Genomic DNA, 18,932 nt, shown 5'->3' with positions numbered 1-18,932 from the left:
GACCGGGGACGCGGTTCATTTCGGGGGACCCGCTCGGCGGCGACCACGGAAGCACCGCCCACGGCGCGGCACGGGGAATCCAGGGGCGTCACCACCTGCAAAGAGGGTGTGGGGCCGGGTTTCGGTACCCTCTCGATAGAGTCGGCCGCCGCGAGTGGCCGCGGATCTCCCAGCAGAGAAAGGCCCACGCACACGTGAACGCCAAGCCCCACAAGAGCGCCAAGGTGCTCCAGACGAAAAAGAACAACGGGATGCTCATCACCGTCATCGCGCTCATCGCGGTGGCCGTGGTGGTGTTGGGTGGTGTCGTCTGGATGGCGCAGCGGGGGTCGGACGCCAACCCCATCACCTTCGGTGAGACCCAGGACCAGCTCATCGAGATCACCGACGCGGGTGTGGTCGCCGTCGGCGAGGCGGACGCGCCGACCATCCAGGTGTGGGAGGACTACATGTGCCCCGCCTGCGGCAGCTTCGAGGCGCAGTACGGCGCATCGATCGCCGAGGCGGTCCAGAACGGCGACCTGCGGGCCGAGTTCCACACGCTGAACTTCCTCAACGGCCAGTCCGGCTCCGGCGAGTACTCCACCCGCGCACTGGCCGCGACCCAGTGCGTGGCGGCAAAGGACACGCTGCCGGTGTTCTTCGAAGTCAAGGCGTCGTTCTTCACCAACCAGCCGGGCGAGGGCGGCGGCGACCTCAGCACGCGCGAGCTCGCCTCCCTCGCCGAGGACGCCGGCGCCAACGGCGACGCCGTCGAGTGCATCAGCAACGTCGAGACCAACGGCGGGATGGACAAGGCCGCCGACAGCGCGGACAACGCCCAGCAGAGCATCCGCGACATCACCAGTCAGGTGTCGACCCCGACCGTCGCGCACAACGGCGAGGTCGTGGAGATCAGCAACGCCAGCTGGCTCGTCGACATCATCGGCTAGGGCGTGTCTCCCATAGATGAGCGGTGACCCGCGAGACCGTGGCCGTATGGGACAGACGAAGTCACGATTTCGCCAGTTCACCGACGAGCAGTGGGAGCGGATAGAGCCCCTGCTGCCCTCGAACGAAGGACGGCAGGGGCATCCCTTCCACGACAACCGCAAGGTCGTCGAGGGCATCATCTACCGCTATCGAGCAGGCATTCCCTGGCGGGACCTGCCCCGGGAGGAGTTTGGGGCGTGGCAGACCGTGTGGAAGCGACACGCCCGCTACGCCCGAGACGGCACCTGGGACCGGATCCTGCAGGTCATCCTGGCCGATGCTGACGCAGCCGGGCTGATCGATTGGAAGGTTTCAGTCGACGCCACCATCTGCCGCGCTCATCAACACGGCACGAACACTACCCGCCCCGACCAGGACACAGGGGGCACGATCGAATCACAAGAACCGCCCCTTCCGGGACTGTGAACCCGCAGGTCACGGCATCGGCCGCTCACGAGGTGGGCTGACGACCAAGATCCACAGTGCCGTCGACGGGCGCGGCCGCCCGCTGGCGAACGTGGTCACCGGCGGGCAGCGCAACGATGGCGCGATGCTCGAGCAGGTCTTGGCGGACATCTATGTTCCCCGCCACGGCCGGGGCCGACCTCGCACCCGCCCGGACGCGGTGATCGCCGACAAGGCGTATTCGTCCGGCACGATTCGCCGCCAGCTCCGCGGTCGCGGTATCGCAGCTGTCATCCCAGAGAAAAGCGACACGATCGCCGCCCGCGCACGCCGAGGCAGCCGCGGTGGCAGACCTCCGAAACTCGACGCTGACCTCTACAAAGACCGCAACGTCGTCGAGCGATCCTTCGCACTGGCCAAGCAGTGGCGAGCTCTGGCCACCCGCTACGACAAACTCGCTACCACCTACCGCGCCGCCGTCACACTTTGCGCGATCCTGACCTGGCTACGCCGATTGGGAGACACGCCCTAGGTCTCCGCGCGGGTACTGACCTGCGCGTATCGGTATGCCGGCCCCGCCCGCACGGGTGGGGCCGGCACCGATTTGGAACCTGTGCGGGTGGTCGTGTAACTTGAATCGGGCCGGTGACCGAGAGGGAAACGGCGGAGAAATCGAATACGGGGCTATGGCGCAGCTGGTAGCGCACCACACTGGCAGTGTGGGGGTCAGGGGTTCGAGTCCCCTTAGCTCCACCGGAACAGGATCCCGGGTCGTCATCGTGACGGCCCGGGATTCGTCATTTCGCAGGCATATTGCTGATCCGTGATGGGACGAACTCGTAGGGTCGGGGCGTGGACGCATTTGCCGCCGCCAGGAACGCTCTCGATCAGGCCGTCGACGACGACCGGTTGATCGGCTACGTGTGCGGGATCCGGGAAGCGGGGCGGTCCCGGATCGCCGCCGGCGGTTCGAGCGCGATCGGCGGCGCGGAGATGGACCCGGGGACCCTCTTCCCGCTCTCCTCCAACACCAAGCCGCTGGGTGGTGCGCTCGCGATGGCGCTCGTGGAGCAGGGCGTCGTCGGCCTCGATGAGTCAGTCGACCGGTATCTGCCCGAGTTGCGTGAGCTCCGTGTCCTGGCCCGCCCGGACGGGCCACTGGATCAGACGGTCCCGATGGACCGGCCCATCACACTGCGTCACCTGCTCACCATGACCGCCGGCTTCGGTTGGGTGGACGAGAACCCCGCGCTGGCCGAGGCGATGTCCGCGCGGGACGTCGGACCGGGGCCGTACGCCCCGCCCCTCGAGCCGGGAACCTACCTCGGCCGCCTGGCCGAGCTTCCGCTCGCGGGGCAGCCGGGTGAGGGCTGGTGGTATCACACGAGTAGCGACGTCCTCGGGGTGCTGCTCGCCCGCGCCTCGGGCCGGGCGGTGGCCGACCTGATGGCCGAGCACGTCACTGGGCCGCTGGGGCTGGCAGATACGGGCTTCACCGCCGATCCGAGTCGCCTGCCCACCTCGTACGGCGCGGGGGAGGGCGGCCGTCGCGCGCCTCTGGACACCGCGAGCAGGTTCGTCGGGCCGCCCGCGTTCGAGTCACTTGCCTGCGGCCTCGTCTCCACCGTCGGCGACTATCTCACGTTCCTCGAAGCGCTCGTCGACGGCGGCCGGGTGCTCGGCCGGGACAGCGTCGGGCTCCTGGCGACCGACGACCTCACCGAGCCTCAACGTCAGGTGGCGCAGGGGATCATCGAGCCGGGGTGCGGTTACGGCTTCCAGGTGGAGGTCCGCCCGGGCGGGGTCGTGGGTTGGGCCGGAGGTCTGGGCACGATCGGTTACGTCGACCGGCGCACGGGGCGGTCTGCGGCGGTGTTCACCCCGCAGTCCTTCGACATGCCGGGAACTGCCGAGGCGTTGGATCAGGTGTGGCGACTGCTCGCTGACTAGCTGTTCCGCCCACGCACGTCGTAGGTAGGCAGGCGGCGGGTCAGCGCCACCACGTGTCGAGCGGGGACGCCGGGGTATTCCGCTTGTGGCGCGAATTGAGGAAGAGCTGCTCGATCCGCTCCGCGGACGCGCCGGGGACGCCGTCGAGGCCCTCGAGGTAGTCGTCGATCTGTTCGTACGTCACGCCGAGCGCCACCTCGTCGGGCAGTCCGGGGCGGTCGTCCTCGAGGTCCGCGGTGGGGACCTTGCGCCAGGTCGACTCGGGGGCGCCGAGGTGGCGCAGCAGCGCCGCGCCCTGGCGCTTGGACAAACCGGTCAGGGGGGTGAGGTCGACGCCGCCGTCGCCGTATTTGGTGAAGAAGCCCGTCACCGCTTCCGCGGCGTGATCTGTGCCGACGACGACGAGGTTCAGCTGCCCGGCGACCGCATACTGGGAGATCATCCGTTCACGGGCCTTGACGTTCCCGCGGACGAAGTCGCGGAGCGGACCCGCCTGCTCCGGCAGCTCGGTGAGGGCTGCTGCGGCGGCCGCGGAGGACGCATCGGTGGCGGCCTTGACGTCGACCGTGACGCAGCCGTCGGGCCGGATGAACGCCAGGGCGGTCTGCGCGTCGTCCTCGTCGGCCTGGGTTCCGTACGGCAGACGCATGGCGACGAAGCGGGCATCCGTCATCCCGTCGGCGCGGAGGCGCTCGACGGCGAGCTGGCACAACCGGCCGGCGAGGGTAGAGTCCTGGCCTCCGCTGATCCCCAGGACGAAGCCCGTGGCGGGGGTCGAACGCAGGTAGTCCACGAGGAACGTGACCCGGTCCTCGACCTCACGGGCCGGGTCGATCCCGGGGCGGACCCCGAGCTCGGCGATGATCTCTGCACGGAGGCCGGTAGGGGTTCCGGTGGGGGAGGAGTCCATGGGGCCAGCATATGCGGCGGCCTCGTTCACGCCATTTGGAGTTCTGCTGGGCCCGTCCGTTACTATGGACCAGTTGTGTGTCGTGCATCCGACCCTCGGGACGGACGTGTCGCACAGTGAATCCCAGTCGTGTCGGCGGCCATCGCGGCCGCCCCGAGAGCCTAAGGAGCGCCAGATGAAGGTCCGTAAGTCCCTTCGGTCGCTGAAGAACAAGCCGGGCGCCCAGGTTGTCCGCCGTCGCGGCAAGGTCTACGTGATCAACCGCAAGGACCCCCGGTTCAAGGCCCGCCAGGGCTGATCAGCGTCGCGTGAATTCTCACGCACCCCTCAAGGGCCCGTCACCGGTTCGCCGGTGACGGGCCCTTGTCGTCGTCCCCGGGGCAGTGGGTTCCACGGCCGATGGGACCCCTCCCGGCAGCCCCTCCTGGTTCGTTTCCGGCCCCCGGGGCCGGCTCTCGGACAGGGGCGAGATTGTCCCTCGATGCGTCGGGCGGGGGTGGCCGCGTGGGGTCCCGGATCGGCGGAAAAGTGGTCAACCTGTGGATGAAATGGGGACGGGTTGTGAGGGCTTTGTGGGGGCGTTGGGAGCTTGTTGTGGGTTGCCCGAACGGTGTTTCGCAATGCTCTTCGGGGTGCAACGATGGTGTGGTGCACCCGCCGGGAGGGCCCCGGCGCGGTCGGTTCCAGACGGGGGCCGACAGCGTCCCACAAGGCGGGATCACGACCTGGGAATTCCAGCTATGTAAGACCAAAATGTTGTGGTCGGTTGACCTTCCAGACACTAGGGGTAGTGTCTAGAGGCGTTGCGGCACCGAAGAATGCCAACCATGTGATTCGGGGCCATGACCATCAGCAGACATTACGGCGACCCGCCGTCCGCGCCAGAAGCGTCGGACCGGATCGCCACCACGAGAAGAGCCCCTCGCGCCGCCGCGGCGCCTGTGCCGAAAGAGGTCCCCACACTCATGGTCACCGTCTACACCAAGCCCGCCTGCGTCCAGTGCAACGCCACTTACAAGGCGCTCGACAAGCACGGCATCGAATACCAGCTCATCGACATCTCGGTCGACGACGAGGCGCGCGAGTACGTCATGGCCCTGGGTTACCTCCAGGCGCCGGTCGTGGTGTCCGGTTCCGACCATTGGTCCGGCTTCCGCCCGGATCGCATCAAGGCCCTCGCCTCGGTCGCGGCCTGACTTTCCGACAAGAACAGCAACACCAGAGTTCATGTGACTAGGGGGCAGCCATGGCGGCTCCGGATCCGGCCGATACGCCGGTGAGGATCGTCTACTTCTCCAACGTGTCCGAGTACACGAAGAAATTCGTCGATCGGCTCGGTCTTCCCGCGGTGCGCATACCGGTGCGGAGGACCGAACCGATGCCGGCGGTGTCGGACCCGTATGTTCTGATCGTCCCGACCTACGGGGGAAGCCTCGAGATCACCGGGAAGAACGGGGCTGCGGTCCCGCGTCAGGTGGTCGCGTTCCTCAATGACGCGCACAACAGAAGTCTCTGCCGAGGCGTGATCGCCGGCGGCAACACCAACTTCGGAACCGACTTCGGTCGCTCCGGCGACGTGATTGCGAACAAGCTGGAGATCCCGTATCTCTACCGGTTCGAGTTGATGGGCACACAGGAGGACGTCATCCGCGTCCGAGAAGGATTGGAAGAGTTTTGGCAGCACCAACAATGACCCCCGAGAGCAGCGGCACCATGGCGACCGAGGGGCAGCGTCTGGACTACCACGCGCTCAACGCCATGCTCAACCTGTATGACGCGGACGGGAACATCCAGTTCGAGAAGGATCATCAGGCGGCACGCGAGTACTTCCTCCAGCACGTCAACCAGAACACCGTCTTCTTCCACAACCTGGACGAGAAGCTGGACTACCTGGTGGAGAAGGACTACTACGAGCGCGAGGTGCTCGACCAGTACACGCGTAACTTCGTGCGCGAGCTGTTCGACTACGCCTACGCCAAGAAGTTCCGCTTCCAGACCTTCCTCGGCGCGTTCAAGTACTACACCTCGTACACGCTCAAGACGTTCGACGGTAAGCGTTACCTCGAGCGCTACGAGGACCGCGTCTGCATGGTCGCCCTCACGCTCGCCGCCGGCGACGAGGTGCTGGCCCGGCAGCTCGTCGACGAGGTCATCGACGGCCGTTTCCAGCCGGCGACGCCCACGTTCCTCAATTCGGGCAAGAAGCAGCGCGGCGAGCCCGTGTCCTGCTTCCTGTTGCGTATCGAGGACAACATGGAGTCCATCGGTCGCGGCATCAATTCGGCCCTGCAGCTGTCCAAGCGCGGCGGCGGTGTGGCCCTGCTGCTGTCGAACCTGCGCGAGCACGGCGCGCCCATCAAGCACATCGAGAACCAGTCCTCGGGCGTCATCCCCGTGATGAAGCTCCTGGAGGACTCCTTCTCCTACGCCAACCAGCTCGGTGCGCGTCAGGGCGCCGGTGCGGTGTACCTGCACGCCCACCACCCGGACATCTACAAGTTCCTCGACACCAAGCGTGAGAACGCGGACGAGAAGATCCGCATCAAGACCCTCTCGCTGGGCGTCGTGATCCCGGACATCACGTTCGAGCTCGCCAAGCGCAACGACGACATGTACCTGTTCTCGCCGTACGACGTCGAGCGCATCTATGGCAAGCCGTTCGCTGACGTCAACATCTCGGAGCATTACCACGAGATGGTCGAGGACAGCCGCATCAAGAAGACCAAGATCAACGCGCGGCAGTTCTTCCAGACCGTCGCGGAGCTGCAGTTCGAGTCCGGCTACCCGTACATCATGTACGAGGACACGGTGAACCGCGCCAACCCGATCGCCGGCCGGATCACGCACTCCAACCTGTGCTCCGAGATCCTCCAGGTCTCCACGCCGTCGACGTACAACGACGACCTGACCTACTCCCACGTGGGCAAGGACATCTCCTGCAACCTCGGCTCGCTGAACATCGCCAAGGCCATGGACTCGCCCGACTTCGGGCGGACCATCGAGACCGCGATCCGCGGCCTCACCGCGGTGTCCGATCAGACCTCGATCGACTCGGTCCCCTCGATCGAGCGCGGCAACTCGGAGTCCCACGCCATCGGTCTGGGTCAGATGAACCTCCACGGCTACCTGGCCCGCGAGCGGATCTACTACGGATCCGAGGAGGGCATCGACTTCACGAACATCTACTTCTACACCGTGCTGTACCACGCGCTGCGGGCGTCGAACGCCATCGCGCGTGAGCGGGGCAGCTGGTTCGCCGGCTTCCCGGATTCGAAGTACGCCTCCGGCGAGTTCTTCGACAAGTACACCGACCAGGTGTGGGAGCCGGCCACCGACAGGGTGCGCCAGCTGTTCGCCGAGTCCGAGGTCGCCATCCCCACCCGGGACGACTGGCACGCCCTCAAGACGGACGTGCAGAAGTACGGCATCTACAACCAGAACCTGCAGGCTGTTCCGCCCACCGGATCGATCAGCTACATCAATAACTCGACCTCGTCGATCCACCCCGTGGCCTCGAAGATCGAGATCCGCAAGGAGGGCAAGATCGGGCGCGTCTACTACCCGGCGCCCTACCTGACCAACGACAACCTGGACTACTACCAGGACGCGTACGAGATCGGCTACGAGAAGATCATTGACACGTATGCCGCCGCCACGCAGCACGTCGACCAGGGGCTCTCGCTGACCCTGTTCTTCAAGGACACCGCGGACACCCGCGAGGTCAACCGGGCGCAGATCTACGCATGGCGCAAGGGCATCAAGACCCTGTACTACATCCGGGTGCGTCAGCTCGCGCTGGAAGGCACCGAGGTCGAGGGCTGCGTCTCGTGCATGCTCTGATCCAGCGGCCGCAGGCCACCGCCCCGACCCCCACCCGTCACCAGGAGGAGATCCGATGACCGCCGAGCTGCACGCTCCGGGTTCACACAGCCCCGCCGCGGGCATCCAGCCCAAGCTCGTCGACCGGGTGTCGGCGATCAACTGGAACCGCATCCCCGATGAGGTCGACGACCAGGTGTGGGGTCGCCTGACGACCAACTTCTGGCTGCCTGAGAAGGTGCCCGTCTCCAACGACATCCCGTCGTGGCAGACCCTGACCGAGTACGAGCAGACGCTCACCGCGCGCGTCTTCACCGGCCTGACCCTGCTGGACACCCTCCAGGGCACGGTCGGCGCCGTCAGCATGATCCCCGACGCCTCGACCCCCCACGAGGAGGCGGTGCTCACCAACATCGCGTTCATGGAGTCGGTGCACGCCAAGAGCTACTCGACCATCTTCTCCACGCTCTGCTCGACCCCGCAGGTCGACGACGCCTTCCGCTGGGCCGAGGAGAACCCGTACCTGCAGCGCAAGGCCAAGATCGTGCTCGGCTACTACGCCGGCGACGATCCGCTCAAGCGCAAGATCGCCTCGGTGATGCTCGAGTCGTTCATGTTCTACTCAGGTTTCTACCTGCCCATGCGGTGGTCGTCGCGCGCCAAGCTCACCAACACCGCCGACGTCATCCGGCTGATCATCCGCGACGAGGCGGTGCACGGCTACTACATCGGCTACAAGTACCAGCGCGCACTCGAGCAGGTCGATCAGAAGACCCGTGACGAGCTCAAGGACTACACCTTCGAGTTGTTGTTCGAGCTGTACGACAACGAGGCCGACTACACCGAGGACCTCTACGACCCGGTGGGCTGGACCGAGGACGTCAAGAAGTTCCTCCGGTACAACGCCAACAAGGCCCTGATGAACATGGGCTACGAGGGCATGTTCCCCAAGGACGAGACCGACGTCGATCCGGCCATCCTCGCGGCGCTGAGCCCCAACGCCGACGAGAACCACGACTTCTTCTCGGGCTCCGGGAGTTCGTACGTCATGGGCAAGGCCGTCGCCACCGAGGACGAGGACTGGGACTTCTGACCTCTCGTCGCGCGCGGTCAGCCACCTGACACCAGCCGGGCCCTGAGCACCTGTGACACCACAGGCTCGGGGCCCGGTGACGTTCCTGTACGCGGCATATCGGCGCGCAGGCGAAACCGCGTGCGGAGGTGGGCGTCCGTTTATCATCGAAGCGATCCCGCCGGTGTCCACGTCTCCTACGGTCGAGCGCGCATCCCCGGGTGATGTCCCCGCGTGAAAGGGAAGTGCCATGTCGTCGCATGCGGGAGGTGCCGAGGCCGAGGTCTCGGTCCGGCGAGAGCGTGACCTGCTGGCCGAGGTGCATCTGTCCACCGAGGAGGGGATCTACGGCCTGATCCTCGTGGCGGGGCTCATCGCGGTCGCCGGCAACACCGGTCTGTCCTCCATTCGGGCGCTGGCGTTCGTCCTCGTCACCGTCGGCGTGTTCTGGGTGGCGCACGTGTACTCGGGGACCGTGGCCGCGCACAGCAGTCACGCAGGACTGTCGCTGAGGGCGTCGCTACGGATGGCGCGTAAGCGTTCCAGGGGACTGCTCGCGGCCGTCGTCCCGCCCGCCGTCCCGCTGGTTCTGGGCGCAGTGGGGTTGATCGATGACCTCGTCGCCGACTGGATAGCGATGTGGACGATCGTCGCCGTCCTCGCCCTGCTCGGCTACCTCACCTATCGGCGTCGCGACGCGCCGCTGCGCATGTGTCTTCTCGCCGCGGTGTCCACGGCGGCGCTCGGGTTCGTCATCATCGTGGCCAAAGCACTGCTGCACCACTGAGCCCGCCGGCGCGGTGGCGACTATCCGTCGGGAGCGATCCCGTTGATCGACGTGCGGATGTCCTCCAGCACCGCGCGCGCCGCGACCGGTCCGGAGCCCTCCCACACGGCCCGATCCATCACGAAGATCCTGTTGGCGCCCACCGCGTCCAGGTCGGCCCAGCGGTCGGAGGCGAAAACCTCGCGCGCCGCGTCCGCCTCCGCAGGGCCTCCGCCGACGATCGCGAAGATCACGTCGCCGTCCAGTTCGTCGCCGAGCGCGGGGGACTCGGGCAGGGGAGGGACCCGCTCCCCGTCTCGCGTGCGCTGGGCCGGAGGCCGGCCGGCTTCCGCCGACTCGAGCAGCAACGAACCGAGCGTGGTCGGGTCCTGGACCTCCGCCCCGCCCGTGTCGGACACCGAGACCAGCGAGACCCGCGAGTCGGACGGGGTCGCCGCGCCGATCGTCATCCGCGTCCGCTCGATCACGTCCAGTAGTACATCGCCGCCCGCACGGGGCCTGCCGTAGGCGTCGGAGATCAGCTCGGTCGCGTCCGTCCAGGACAGGGGGTCGGCGTCGTAGACGACCGTGGGCGCGACGGTGCCCAGGGCCTCCACGACCGCGTCATCGAGTCCGTCCGTGCCCGCCAGCACGATCAGGTCCGGATCGAGGTTCCGCGCGGCCGAGGCGGCCTCCGACGGGCTCGGCACCGACAGATCGACCTCGGGGAGGTCGGTCAGAGACGTGGGGAGGTAGACGTCCGCGTCCCAGGGCAGCCCGGAGGTGCCGACGACGAGCTGCTGCAGCCCGAGGGCACAGGCGACGTCGACCGCTCCCACACCGAGCGCGAGGATTCGTTCCGGCGACCGCGGCACCTCGACCGAATCGCCGCCCGGCCCCTCGGACGGAACCTCACGAGCGCCCGTGCCCGGGAACTCGGCGGGGGCGGGCTCCTCGGCGCAGGACTCCTCCGGCTCGGCGGAGCGCTGCAGCTCCTCGCCGGCCATGCGCGAGGGCGTCGTCGTCACCGGCTGCTCGATCATGTCGACAGGGGAGGGGCCGCACGCGGAGAGCGTCAGCCCGAGCGCCAGCGGGGCAGCGAGGCCGGCGGTCAGTCGCCCGTACCCCCGCCCGGGGTGGCGGCGGAGTGATGGCGCGGAGTCGGTCATGGGAACACAGCCTAGGAGATCGCCCGACGGCTGCTGCCTCCGTGGAGGTCGGAGGCGTCTCGGAGACCGTGCGTGAGTGCGGCCTGGATCACCTTCGATGTGCCGGATGACCACCGGCGACGACTTCGGCGGGGTGAGTGGTTCGAGTTCTCAGGCGGGGGTTAGGATTGCGGTCACGCACTATTCCTATGCGTTCGACGTGGGGTCGGTGGTTCGACCCACGACGTCGGGTGAGGCGTTCAGGAGGACCCTTATGACCGCAGTGGCCCCCAAGCCGGTCCACGACCTCGACCACCCACCGGGCGAACCCACGGGTGACGCCCGGCCGGGTTCGTTCGTGTGGAAGATGTTGACGACGACCGATCACAAGATGCTCGGCATCATGTATATCGTCACGTGCTTCATCTTCTTCTTCATCGGTGGGCTCATGGCCCTGCTCATCCGGGCGGAGCTGTTCTTCCCGGGCATGCAGTTCCTGTCGAACGAGCAGTTCAACCAGCTGTTCACCATGCACGGCACAGTCATGTTGCTGCTGTACGGCACCCCGATCGTCGTCGGGTTCGCCAACTACATCATGCCGCTGCAGATCGGCGCGCCGGACGTGGCGTTCCCGCGACTGAACGCGTTCGGTTTCTGGCTGTTCAGCGCCGGCGGTGCCCTGATGCTCTCGGGCTTCCTCACCCCGGGGGGCGCTGCGTCCTTCGGCTGGACCATGTACATGCCACTGGCGGACAAGATCCACTCGCCCAACGTCGGCGCGGATCTCTGGATCCTCGGCGTCGGCATCGGCGGTATCGGCACCATCCTCGGCGCCGTCAACTTCGTCACCACCATCATCTGCCTGCGCGCGCCGGGCATGACGATGTTCCGGATGCCCATCTTCACGTGGAACATCCTCGTCGCCTCGATCCTCATCCTGCTCATCTTCCCGCTGCTGACCGCCGCGGCGCTGGGCGTGTTCTACGACCGCACCTTCGGCGGCCGTATCTACGACCCGGGCAACGGTGGCGCCATCCTGTGGCAGCACCTGTTCTGGTTCTTCGGTCACCCCGAGGTGTACGTCCTCGCGCTGCCGTTCTTCGGCATCGTCTCCGAGGTCTTTCCGGTCTTCTCGCGTAAGCCGCTGTTCGGTTACGCCGGCCTGGTCTTCGCGACGCTGGCCATCGCCGCCCTGTCGATGGCCGTGTGGGCGCACCACATGTTCGTCACCGGTGCGGTCCTGCTGCCGTTCTTCTCCTTCATGACGTTCCTCATCGCGGTTCCGACCGGCGTGAAGTTCTTCAACTGGATCGGCACCATGTGGAAGGGCAAGATGACCTTCGAGACGCCGATGGTCTTCTCCCTCGGCTTCATCGTCACCTTCCTGTTCGGTGGTCTGACCGGCATCATGATGGCCGCGGCGCCGATCGACTTCCACATCTCGGACACGTACTTCATCGTGGCGCACTTCCACTACACGCTGTTCGGCACGATCGTGTTCGCCACCTTCGCCGGCGTGTACTTCTGGTTCCCCAAGATGACGGGCCGGATGCTCGACGAGAAGCTCGGCATGTGGCACTTCTGGCTGATGTTCATCGGCTTCCACACCACGTTCCTGGTCCAGCACTGGCTGGGTAACCAGGGCATGGCCCGCCGCTACGCCGACTACCTGGCCACGGACAACTTCACGGTCCTCAACCAGATCTCGACCGTCGGCTCGTTCATCCTCGGCATCGCGATGCTGCCGTTCATCTGGAACGTCATCAAGAGCTGGCGCTACGGCGAGATCGTCACCGTCGACGATCCGTGGGGCGCGGGCAACTCGCTCGAGTGGGCCACGTCCTGCCCGCCGCCGCGCCACAACTTCGTGACGCTGCCCCGCATCCGCTCGGAGCGCCCCGCGTTCGAGCTGCACTACCCGCACATGAGCGAGCGCATGCGCGCCGAGGCCCACGTCGGTGGACGCGCCAAGTCCCACGACCCGCACTCGTCCAAGGACGTCGCGGAGCGCGGACCCTCGCCGCAGAAGGGCTGACCACCCCACCCGTACTCACCCACGGGCTCGGTTGACCGGAACCCCGTCGGTAGGCTTGTCCACCGGCGGGGTTCTCGCGTGTCCGCTGCACCTTCGTCTGTTGCGCACTCCTCAGGCGACCACCGGGTGGCCCAGGCCGCCCACGACCTCCCGTCAGGAGCATCCGTGAGCACCACCGGAACCCCGGCACTCCTCACCGTCACCGGTCCCGACCGCCCGGGCGTCACCGCCCGTGTCAGCGCCGTTCTCGCCTCGCACGGCGCCGATCTCGTCGATGTCGAGCAGGTTGTCGTCAACGGCCACCTGTCCCTCGGTCTCATGACGCGGGTCGACCAGGACGCCGACGCGGTCGCCGTCGTGCGGGAACTCACCGAGCAGGTGAGCGAGATGGGGATGCACCTCGACGTGCAGTTCGACGACATCGCGCCGGCGACCCCGCCGTCCACCCATGCCGTCGTGATCCTCGGCAGCCCCGTCACGGCGTCCGCGTTCTCCGCGGTCGCCGGGGCCCTGGCCACTATCGGCGCCAACATCGACTCCATCCGGGGGATCGCCGACTACCCGGTGACCGGGCTCGAGCTCCACGTCTCCACCGCGGGCCGCGACGCGGCCGACGACTCGCACCTGCGCGAGACCCTCGCCCCGCTGTCGGACGCCCACAGCGTGGACATCTCCGTCGACAAGGCCGGTCTCGGTCGCCGCTCCAAGCGGCTGGTGGTCTTCGACGTCGACTCCACCCTCGTGCAGGGCGAGGTCATCGAGATGCTCGCCGCGCACGCGGGCAAGGAGGAGGAGGTCCGGGCCGTCACCGAGCGCGCCATGCGGGGCGAGCTCGACTTCGCGCAGTCGCTTCACGAGCGGGTCGCGACGCTGGCGGGTCTGCCGGCGTCGGTTCTCGACGAGGTGGCCTCGAGCATCGTCCTCACCCCGGGCGCCCGCACCACCATCCGCACGCTCAAGCGACTCGGGATTCGGTGCGGCGTGGTCTCCGGCGGCTTCATCCAGGTGATCTCCGGCCTGGTTGACGAGCTCGGTCTGGACTTCGCGCGCGCCAACACGCTCGAGATCGTCGACGGCGAGCTCACCGGCCGGGTCATCGGTGAGGTGGTCGACCGCGAGGCGAAGGCCGAGTACCTTCGTCAGTTCGCCGACGAGCTCGGGATCTCGCTGAGTCAGACCGTGGCGGTCGGCGACGGCGCCAACGACATCGACATGCTCACCGCCGCCGGCCTGGGCATCGCCTTCTGCGCGAAGCCGGCCCTGCGCGAGGTGGCGGATGCGTCGCTGTCGAAGCCGTTCCTCGACACCGTCCTGTTCATCCTGGGGATCACCCGGGACGAGATCGAGGCTGCGGACACGGCCGCCGGAACTTACCGTCGGGTCCCGCTGGCGTGACAGATGGGGCTGCGGCAGGCCCCGCGGGCGTGGGTGACGGCCCGATCTCGGAGGGCACCGGCGTGATCGGGGGCCCGGGCACCGGCAGGGACCTCGACTGGTGCCACGACCGGCTGGCGGCGGGACCGTCCGGGACGGAGGATCCCGAGGACCGGAAAACGGTGCGGTCGATGCCGATAGTCCTGCACCTGCCCAGAGGCGACCTGCCGTCGCGGACCCCGCTTCTCGAGGCCGCGGCATGTGCGGTCGCCCTGGTGTGTGTGGACGTGCGCGTCGCGCCCGGCGAGCCGTGGCACGAGCCGTACTCCGGCTGGCTGGATGCCCGGATGCGCAAGATCGCCCGGCGGGCCAGGGGAGCGCAGTGGCGGGCGGCGCAGGACGTGGACGGCGTGACCGTCGAGGTCGACGGCTGCGAGGCGCGGGCGTTCGTCCCGGGCCCGGTCGACGACATAGATCCGCGCCTTGGGCGTCTGCAGATCGGCGGTACCGACCTCGAGCGTGATCATCCTGACCCGCCCCCGGCCGGCGTGCCGTTGATCTGGATCGATGAAGGCTTGGACATGTCCGTCGGTAAGGCGGCGGCGCAGGTCGGTCACGGCGTCATGCTGCTGATGGCGGGGATGTCACGCAAGCGGCTGGGGGAATGGGTCGGCAGCGGTTGCCCCGTTGCGGTTCGTGAGGCCGGTTCCGCGCGCTGGCAGGAGCTGTCGGCCGCGGTGGTCCGATCAGAGCCCGGCGTGGCCGCGGTCGTCGACGCCGGCTACACCGAGGTCGCCCCGGGCTCACTGACGGTGATCGCCACCGACGTCCGGGCATGATCGCCGCGGCCCGCGTCGGCAGGCGCCTCCTCGGGCCGCCGGAGGCAGGCCAGGGGATCGATTCTGAGGTCATCGATCGGCGTGCCGCATTCCCGGCTGAGTGCACGGAGGAGCCCGGCTCGGTTCGCGAAACCTGCGCTCCGGGCCGCACTCTCACCGCTGGAGCCCCCGCGTAGGGCCCGGATCGCCACGTTGAGTCGAGTCCGTGTGCGCCACTGCTGGAACGTGAGCCCGGTTTCACCCAGGAACAGGCGCTGGATCTGACGCGGGCTGATCGAGAACCAGCCGCAGAGCTCGGCCAGGGTGGCGGAGGAGTCGGTCGCGACCTCGGCGATCTGACGTGCCGTGGGATGGGCGGGCGTGGGAACGGCGAATGCTTCGGTGAGAAGTGCCGAGACGATGTCGTCGAGACTGTCGGTGAACAGTGTCACCTGCTCGTGTGTGTAGGGCTGGGCCGCGAGCCTGGCCAGCATCAGGTCGGTGAGGGCGGGGACGACCCCCAGTCTCCGGACTCGTTCGACCGGAGTGTTGCGCGGGGACAGGAACGGCCCCAGTGCGATCGAATGCTCGTCCAGGTCGAGCGCGTGGGGGACCCCCGGGGCGAGGAGTACCGATGCCCGCGGTTCGAGAGTGACCACCGAGCCGTCCACGGTCAGGCGGCCGCGACCCATGACCATATGCACGATGTGCGGAACCTCGTGACTGTGCTCGGAATGACCGAAGAATCGCACCCGACTCTCGGGAACCGCCATCGCCAGTGCTCGTGTGAATCCCACAGGTGACCTCATTCTCTTCTGGTCCGTGACAAGTGTCACGTTGTCGCCTTCGGACCGTGACTGTGTCGCATCAGGCCTTCCGGGAGCACCCGCGACGATCTACCCTTCTCCGGGGGATATTTGGTAAGCCTCACCTAATTTTGCACCGGAGGGCAGATGTCACACAACACCCGTGCGCTCACGCGCCCGATCATGGCCGCGGCGATGACACTCATGCTGGCCGCCACCGCGGCGTGTTCGGCCGGAGGAGGGGATCCGTCCGCCGGCGCAGCGAGCGAGCCGGGCGGAACGCGCACGGTCAGCACGCCGAAGGGGGACGTGGAGGTGCCGTCGGACCCGGAGCGCGTGGTCGTGCTCAACTACGCACTCGCCGGGTACCTGTACGAACTCGACATCCCGGTGGCCGCCACGATCCCGGAGGACGCGAGCCAGGCCAACGGGGAGTTCTCCGAACTCTGGGGAGACGCTCCGGAAGAGGACGGCACCGAGTTCCTCCCGTGGTCCGCTGACGGATTCGACCTCGAAGCCATTCTCGCCACCGATCCCGACCTCATCGTGGCCGGCGGATGGGGGTTCCCCAACTTCCAGGCGGACGCGGCCTATGAGGACCTGTCGGCGATCGCCCCGACGGTCATGGTGGACAAGTCCTTCGTCGACTGGCGTGAACAGGCCGAGTTCCTGGCCACGGACGTGTTCGACCGGCAGGACGAATTCGACGACATGGTCGCGACCTACGACGAGCGGGTCACCGAGGTGGCCGACGGGATCCTGGTTCCCCCGCAGCCGACGTCGTTCATCAGCGTGACCGCGGACGGGACCCCGTACCTGTTGTTCGAGGACACCGGCCTTTCCGTGATGTTCGGCGAGCTGGGATTCCGGACCGACGATCTCGTCGCCCGGCACAACCTCGAGCCCTACCAGCCGGGCGGCGACATGGCGGAGCTGTCCACCGAGCAACTCGGACAGATCGTCGACAGCGAGACGGTGTTCGTCATGGGGTTCAACGGGGAGACGACGTCGGTGGCCGAACTGGCCGACAACCCTGCCTGGCGCAACCTCCCCGCGTTCGTCGGGGACAACGCGTACGACCTCCCGTACTGGGCGGTGCGCCACGACTACAACGAGGCGCTCGCGATCCTCGACATCGTGCAGGCGGAGTTCCCTCGATGAGCCTGACCGATCTCGTCATCCATCCACTGGTGGTGCGGACTGCGCACGTGGTCTCGACGGAAGACGTTGACGGTCGCACTCGTCGTGTCCGCCTGGAAGGCGCCGAACTCGGCGCATTCGAGAGGGCGGGAATCAGCCACCCGGCGTTCGCCGCCCCCGGCTTCGACGATCACATCAAGCTGATCTTCGCCGCCGACGGAGACGTCGAGGCGGCGTTGCCCCGCCAACACGTCGACGGGATCGAGTGGACTCCCTCGGAGCACCGGTTGACCCGGGACTACACACCACACAGCGTGGATGGCCGGACCGGGGGCTTCACCGTGGATTTCGTCCTGCACGGGGACGGCCCGGCTGTGAGCTGGGCGCGTCAGGCGACGCCGGGGTCGACGGTGAGTTTCGTCGGACCGAAATCGTCCCAGGTGCTACCGGACGACGCCACGTCTATCGTCCTGATCGGCGACGAGACCGCGCTTCCCGCCGTCCGGCGGTTCCTGGACGAGCGGCCGCTGACGGTCCCGGCGCATGTGGTGGTGACCACCGGAGGCGACGGGGCATCGACGGATCTCAAGATCCGGGGGACGGATTCGATCCGGGTCGAGCTGATGCCGGAGCCGAGCGGGGAGGCGATCGCCGCGCTGTTCGACACGGTGGACGAGGCGGAGGCGCTCGGGGACCGTCCGTTCGTCTGGGCCGCGGGTGAGGCACGGTCGCTGCTCCCACTCCGGCGTCGTCTGGCGGGCCGCGTCGAGAAGTCTCACCGCAGTATCACCGGTTACTGGCACATCGAACGCGCGGAGAAGGCGGGGGAGAGCGTTCCCGAACTGCCCGAGTCGCCGGTGGCGTGGTTCGCGGTCCGGGCCGCCCTTCACACGGGTCTGCTCGACGTACTGCGGGACCGTCCGATGTCGGTCCCGGACGCATCGTCGGCGCTCGGCGTCCAACACGGACTCGACTCGCTCGTGGGCACGCTCGCCGCCGCCGGTCTCCTGGACGGTCATGCCGACGGACGCTGGGCCCTCACGGATCTGGCCGTATCCCTCGTCGACGACGCGCACTCACGGGACGAGTTCACGGGGACCGAGGCCGACCAGGTCCTCGCACTACGTCATCTGGCGGATTCGCTCCGCAGTGGGACCCCCGCCTGGCAATTGGACACCGGGCTGCCGTTCGCGGAGTCCGCGCTCACCGACCCCGAGGTGGCGCATCACCTCGAGCACGAATCCGAGTCGCTGGTCTTCCTCCAGCACGGCCTCCGGCGCGTTCTGACCGGGCTCGCGAGCCCGGGGGTCGTCGCAGTGGGCCCGGGGGCGGGCCTGGTGGCCCGGCTCGCCCACGGCGCCGGGGACGGCAGCGTCCACGTGGAGGTCGATGGAGAGCGCGGCGATGTGGTGGTCTCGGCAATGCTCCTGAGTCACCTCGATGACCAGTCGGCCCTGCAGCATCTGCGGGACCTGTCCGACATGGCCGGCCGCGCGCTGGTCATCGACTCGAGTACCCCCGACGGGCTGTCGCAGACCGCTGCTGACCAGGGGCTGCTCCGCTTCGTCACCACAGGGCGCGACCCTCGGACGCAGGACCGGGTCGGAGAGCTGGCCCGGGCGGCCGGATGGACCGCGCGGCAACGGCACACCCTCGGGTGGGGAGTCGTCGCGGACGAGTTCATCCGAGACGACGACGGTGCGTCCCGGCAGTGACC

17 protein-coding genes and 1 tRNA gene are annotated in these 18,932 nt (G+C 67.7%); 15 read left to right on the top strand and 3 right to left on the bottom strand.

What is annotated here, in order from left to right; translation table 11 throughout:
* Positions 1-194: 194 nt before the first annotated feature.
* The 4 genes from ACWIFB_RS10815 (at position 195) to ACWIFB_RS10800 (ending at position 3,327) form a co-directional block, all read left to right on the top strand.
* Positions 195-932, top strand: a complete 738-nt coding sequence (locus ACWIFB_RS10815) for a DsbA family protein (protein WP_454058240.1) — start codon at positions 195-197, stop codon at positions 930-932.
* 46 nt (positions 933-978) lie between these two features.
* Positions 979-1,909 (top strand): IS5 family transposase gene (locus ACWIFB_RS10810; RefSeq protein WP_454058239.1). Its coding sequence is split into 2 segments (ribosomal slippage): positions 979-1,362 and positions 1,364-1,909, totalling 930 coding nucleotides; the frame shifts between segments, so codons are not numbered across the junction.
* Positions 1,910-2,057: 148 nt separating this feature from the next.
* Positions 2,058-2,130 (top strand) — tRNA-Ala (locus ACWIFB_RS10805).
* Between the two features lie 99 nt (positions 2,131-2,229).
* The gene (locus ACWIFB_RS10800; protein ID WP_454058238.1) at positions 2,230-3,327 is read left to right on the top strand and encodes a serine hydrolase domain-containing protein; all 1,098 of its coding nucleotides are present in this window, start codon (positions 2,230-2,232) and stop codon (positions 3,325-3,327) included.
* Between the two features lie 40 nt (positions 3,328-3,367).
* Here ACWIFB_RS10800 and nadE read toward each other — a convergent pair whose 3' ends face one another.
* On the bottom strand, positions 3,368-4,237 hold the full coding sequence (nadE, locus tag ACWIFB_RS10795) for an ammonia-dependent NAD(+) synthetase (protein ID WP_454058237.1): 870 nt from the start codon (positions 4,235-4,237) through the stop codon (positions 3,368-3,370).
* A gap of 175 nt (positions 4,238-4,412) precedes the next feature.
* Here nadE and ykgO point away from each other — a divergent pair, with 175 nt between their 5' ends.
* The 6 genes from ykgO (at position 4,413) to ACWIFB_RS10765 (ending at position 9,915) form a co-directional block, all read left to right on the top strand.
* Positions 4,413-4,535: a type B 50S ribosomal protein L36 gene (gene ykgO / locus ACWIFB_RS10790; protein ID WP_010541956.1), complete on the top strand. Its 123-nt coding sequence runs from the start codon at positions 4,413-4,415 to the stop codon at positions 4,533-4,535.
* A gap of 667 nt (positions 4,536-5,202) precedes the next feature.
* A complete protein-coding gene (locus ACWIFB_RS10785) occupies positions 5,203-5,433 on the top strand; it encodes a redoxin NrdH (RefSeq protein WP_230930366.1) in 231 nt (76 codons plus the stop codon).
* Between the two features lie 50 nt (positions 5,434-5,483).
* A complete protein-coding gene (gene nrdI / locus ACWIFB_RS10780; protein WP_452099274.1) occupies positions 5,484-5,930 on the top strand; it encodes a class Ib ribonucleoside-diphosphate reductase assembly flavoprotein NrdI in 447 nt (148 codons plus the stop codon).
* Positions 5,927-8,077: a class 1b ribonucleoside-diphosphate reductase subunit alpha gene (gene nrdE, locus ACWIFB_RS10775; RefSeq protein ID WP_452099275.1), complete on the top strand. Its 2,151-nt coding sequence runs from the start codon at positions 5,927-5,929 to the stop codon at positions 8,075-8,077. The genes nrdI and nrdE overlap by 4 nt, the downstream gene beginning before the upstream one ends.
* Positions 8,078-8,132: 55 nt before the next feature.
* Positions 8,133-9,149 carry a class 1b ribonucleoside-diphosphate reductase subunit beta gene (nrdF, locus tag ACWIFB_RS10770; RefSeq protein ID WP_230930312.1) on the top strand — a complete coding sequence of 339 codons (1,017 nt, stop codon included), beginning with the start codon at positions 8,133-8,135 and terminating at the stop codon, positions 9,147-9,149.
* Positions 9,150-9,378: 229 nt separating this feature from the next.
* Positions 9,379-9,915: a hypothetical protein gene (locus tag ACWIFB_RS10765; protein ID WP_452099276.1), complete on the top strand. Its 537-nt coding sequence runs from the start codon at positions 9,379-9,381 to the stop codon at positions 9,913-9,915.
* Positions 9,916-9,935: 20 nt separating this feature from the next.
* Here ACWIFB_RS10765 and ACWIFB_RS10760 read toward each other — a convergent pair whose 3' ends face one another.
* Entirely contained in the window at positions 9,936-11,063 is a 1,128-nt protein-coding gene (locus ACWIFB_RS10760; RefSeq protein ID WP_454058236.1) for an ABC transporter substrate-binding protein, read from the bottom strand.
* Between the two features lie 253 nt (positions 11,064-11,316).
* Between ACWIFB_RS10760 and ctaD the strand changes: the two genes are divergently transcribed.
* The 3 genes from ctaD (at position 11,317) to ACWIFB_RS10745 (ending at position 15,290) form a co-directional block, all read left to right on the top strand.
* Positions 11,317-13,077 carry an aa3-type cytochrome oxidase subunit I gene (ctaD, locus tag ACWIFB_RS10755; protein ID WP_454058235.1) on the top strand — a complete coding sequence of 587 codons (1,761 nt, stop codon included), beginning with the start codon at positions 11,317-11,319 and terminating at the stop codon, positions 13,075-13,077.
* Between the two features lie 165 nt (positions 13,078-13,242).
* Complete coding sequence (serB, locus tag ACWIFB_RS10750; RefSeq protein WP_452099279.1) at positions 13,243-14,472, top strand: phosphoserine phosphatase SerB; 1,230 nt, start codon at positions 13,243-13,245, stop codon at positions 14,470-14,472.
* Positions 14,469-15,290: an aminoacyl-tRNA hydrolase gene (locus tag ACWIFB_RS10745; RefSeq protein ID WP_454058234.1), complete on the top strand. Its 822-nt coding sequence runs from the start codon at positions 14,469-14,471 to the stop codon at positions 15,288-15,290. Before serB ends, ACWIFB_RS10745 begins: the two co-directional genes overlap by 4 nt.
* Here ACWIFB_RS10745 and ACWIFB_RS10740 read toward each other — a convergent pair.
* Positions 15,233-16,066 (bottom strand): helix-turn-helix domain-containing protein, encoded by an 834-nt coding sequence (locus tag ACWIFB_RS10740; protein WP_452099281.1) that lies wholly within the window; start codon positions 16,064-16,066, stop codon positions 15,233-15,235. The two genes, ACWIFB_RS10745 and ACWIFB_RS10740, sit on opposite strands and share 58 nt — an antisense overlap.
* Positions 16,067-16,222: 156 nt before the next feature.
* Between ACWIFB_RS10740 and ACWIFB_RS10735 the strand changes: the two genes are divergently transcribed.
* Entirely contained in the window at positions 16,223-17,236 is a 1,014-nt protein-coding gene (locus ACWIFB_RS10735; protein WP_454058233.1) for an ABC transporter substrate-binding protein, read from the top strand.
* The gene (locus tag ACWIFB_RS10730; RefSeq protein ID WP_454058232.1) at positions 17,233-18,930 is read left to right on the top strand and encodes a siderophore-interacting protein; all 1,698 of its coding nucleotides are present in this window, start codon (positions 17,233-17,235) and stop codon (positions 18,928-18,930) included. The genes ACWIFB_RS10735 and ACWIFB_RS10730 overlap by 4 nt, the downstream gene beginning before the upstream one ends.
* The last annotated feature ends 2 nt before the right edge of the window (positions 18,931-18,932 follow it).

The organism is Dietzia sp. NPDC055340, from assembly GCF_053645335.1.
Note: the sequence above shows the minus strand (reverse complement) of the source record. Positions and strands in the feature narration are given on the sequence as shown.

Excerpts from the sequence above, each read along its gene's own strand:
- ACWIFB_RS10735 (WP_454058233.1), top strand. The coding sequence starts at position 16,223 with ATGTCACACAACACCCGTGCGCTCACGCGCCCGATCATGGCCGCGGCG.
- nrdI (WP_452099274.1), top strand. The coding sequence starts at position 5,484 with ATGGCGGCTCCGGATCCGGCCGATACGCCGGTGAGGATCGTCTACTTC.
- nrdF (WP_230930312.1), top strand. The coding sequence starts at position 8,133 with ATGACCGCCGAGCTGCACGCTCCGGGTTCACACAGCCCCGCCGCGGGC.
- ACWIFB_RS10785 (WP_230930366.1), top strand. The coding sequence starts at position 5,203 with ATGGTCACCGTCTACACCAAGCCCGCCTGCGTCCAGTGCAACGCCACT.
- ctaD (WP_454058235.1), top strand. The coding sequence starts at position 11,317 with ATGACCGCAGTGGCCCCCAAGCCGGTCCACGACCTCGACCACCCACCG.
- ACWIFB_RS10765 (WP_452099276.1), top strand. The coding sequence starts at position 9,379 with ATGTCGTCGCATGCGGGAGGTGCCGAGGCCGAGGTCTCGGTCCGGCGA.
- ACWIFB_RS10760 (WP_454058236.1), bottom strand. The coding sequence starts at position 11,063 with ATGACCGACTCCGCGCCATCACTCCGCCGCCACCCCGGGCGGGGGTAC.
- ACWIFB_RS10730 (WP_454058232.1), top strand. The coding sequence starts at position 17,233 with ATGAGCCTGACCGATCTCGTCATCCATCCACTGGTGGTGCGGACTGCG.
- nadE (WP_454058237.1), bottom strand. The coding sequence starts at position 4,237 with ATGGACTCCTCCCCCACCGGAACCCCTACCGGCCTCCGTGCAGAGATC.
- nrdE (WP_452099275.1), top strand. The coding sequence starts at position 5,927 with ATGACCCCCGAGAGCAGCGGCACCATGGCGACCGAGGGGCAGCGTCTG.
- ykgO (WP_010541956.1), top strand. The coding sequence starts at position 4,413 with ATGAAGGTCCGTAAGTCCCTTCGGTCGCTGAAGAACAAGCCGGGCGCC.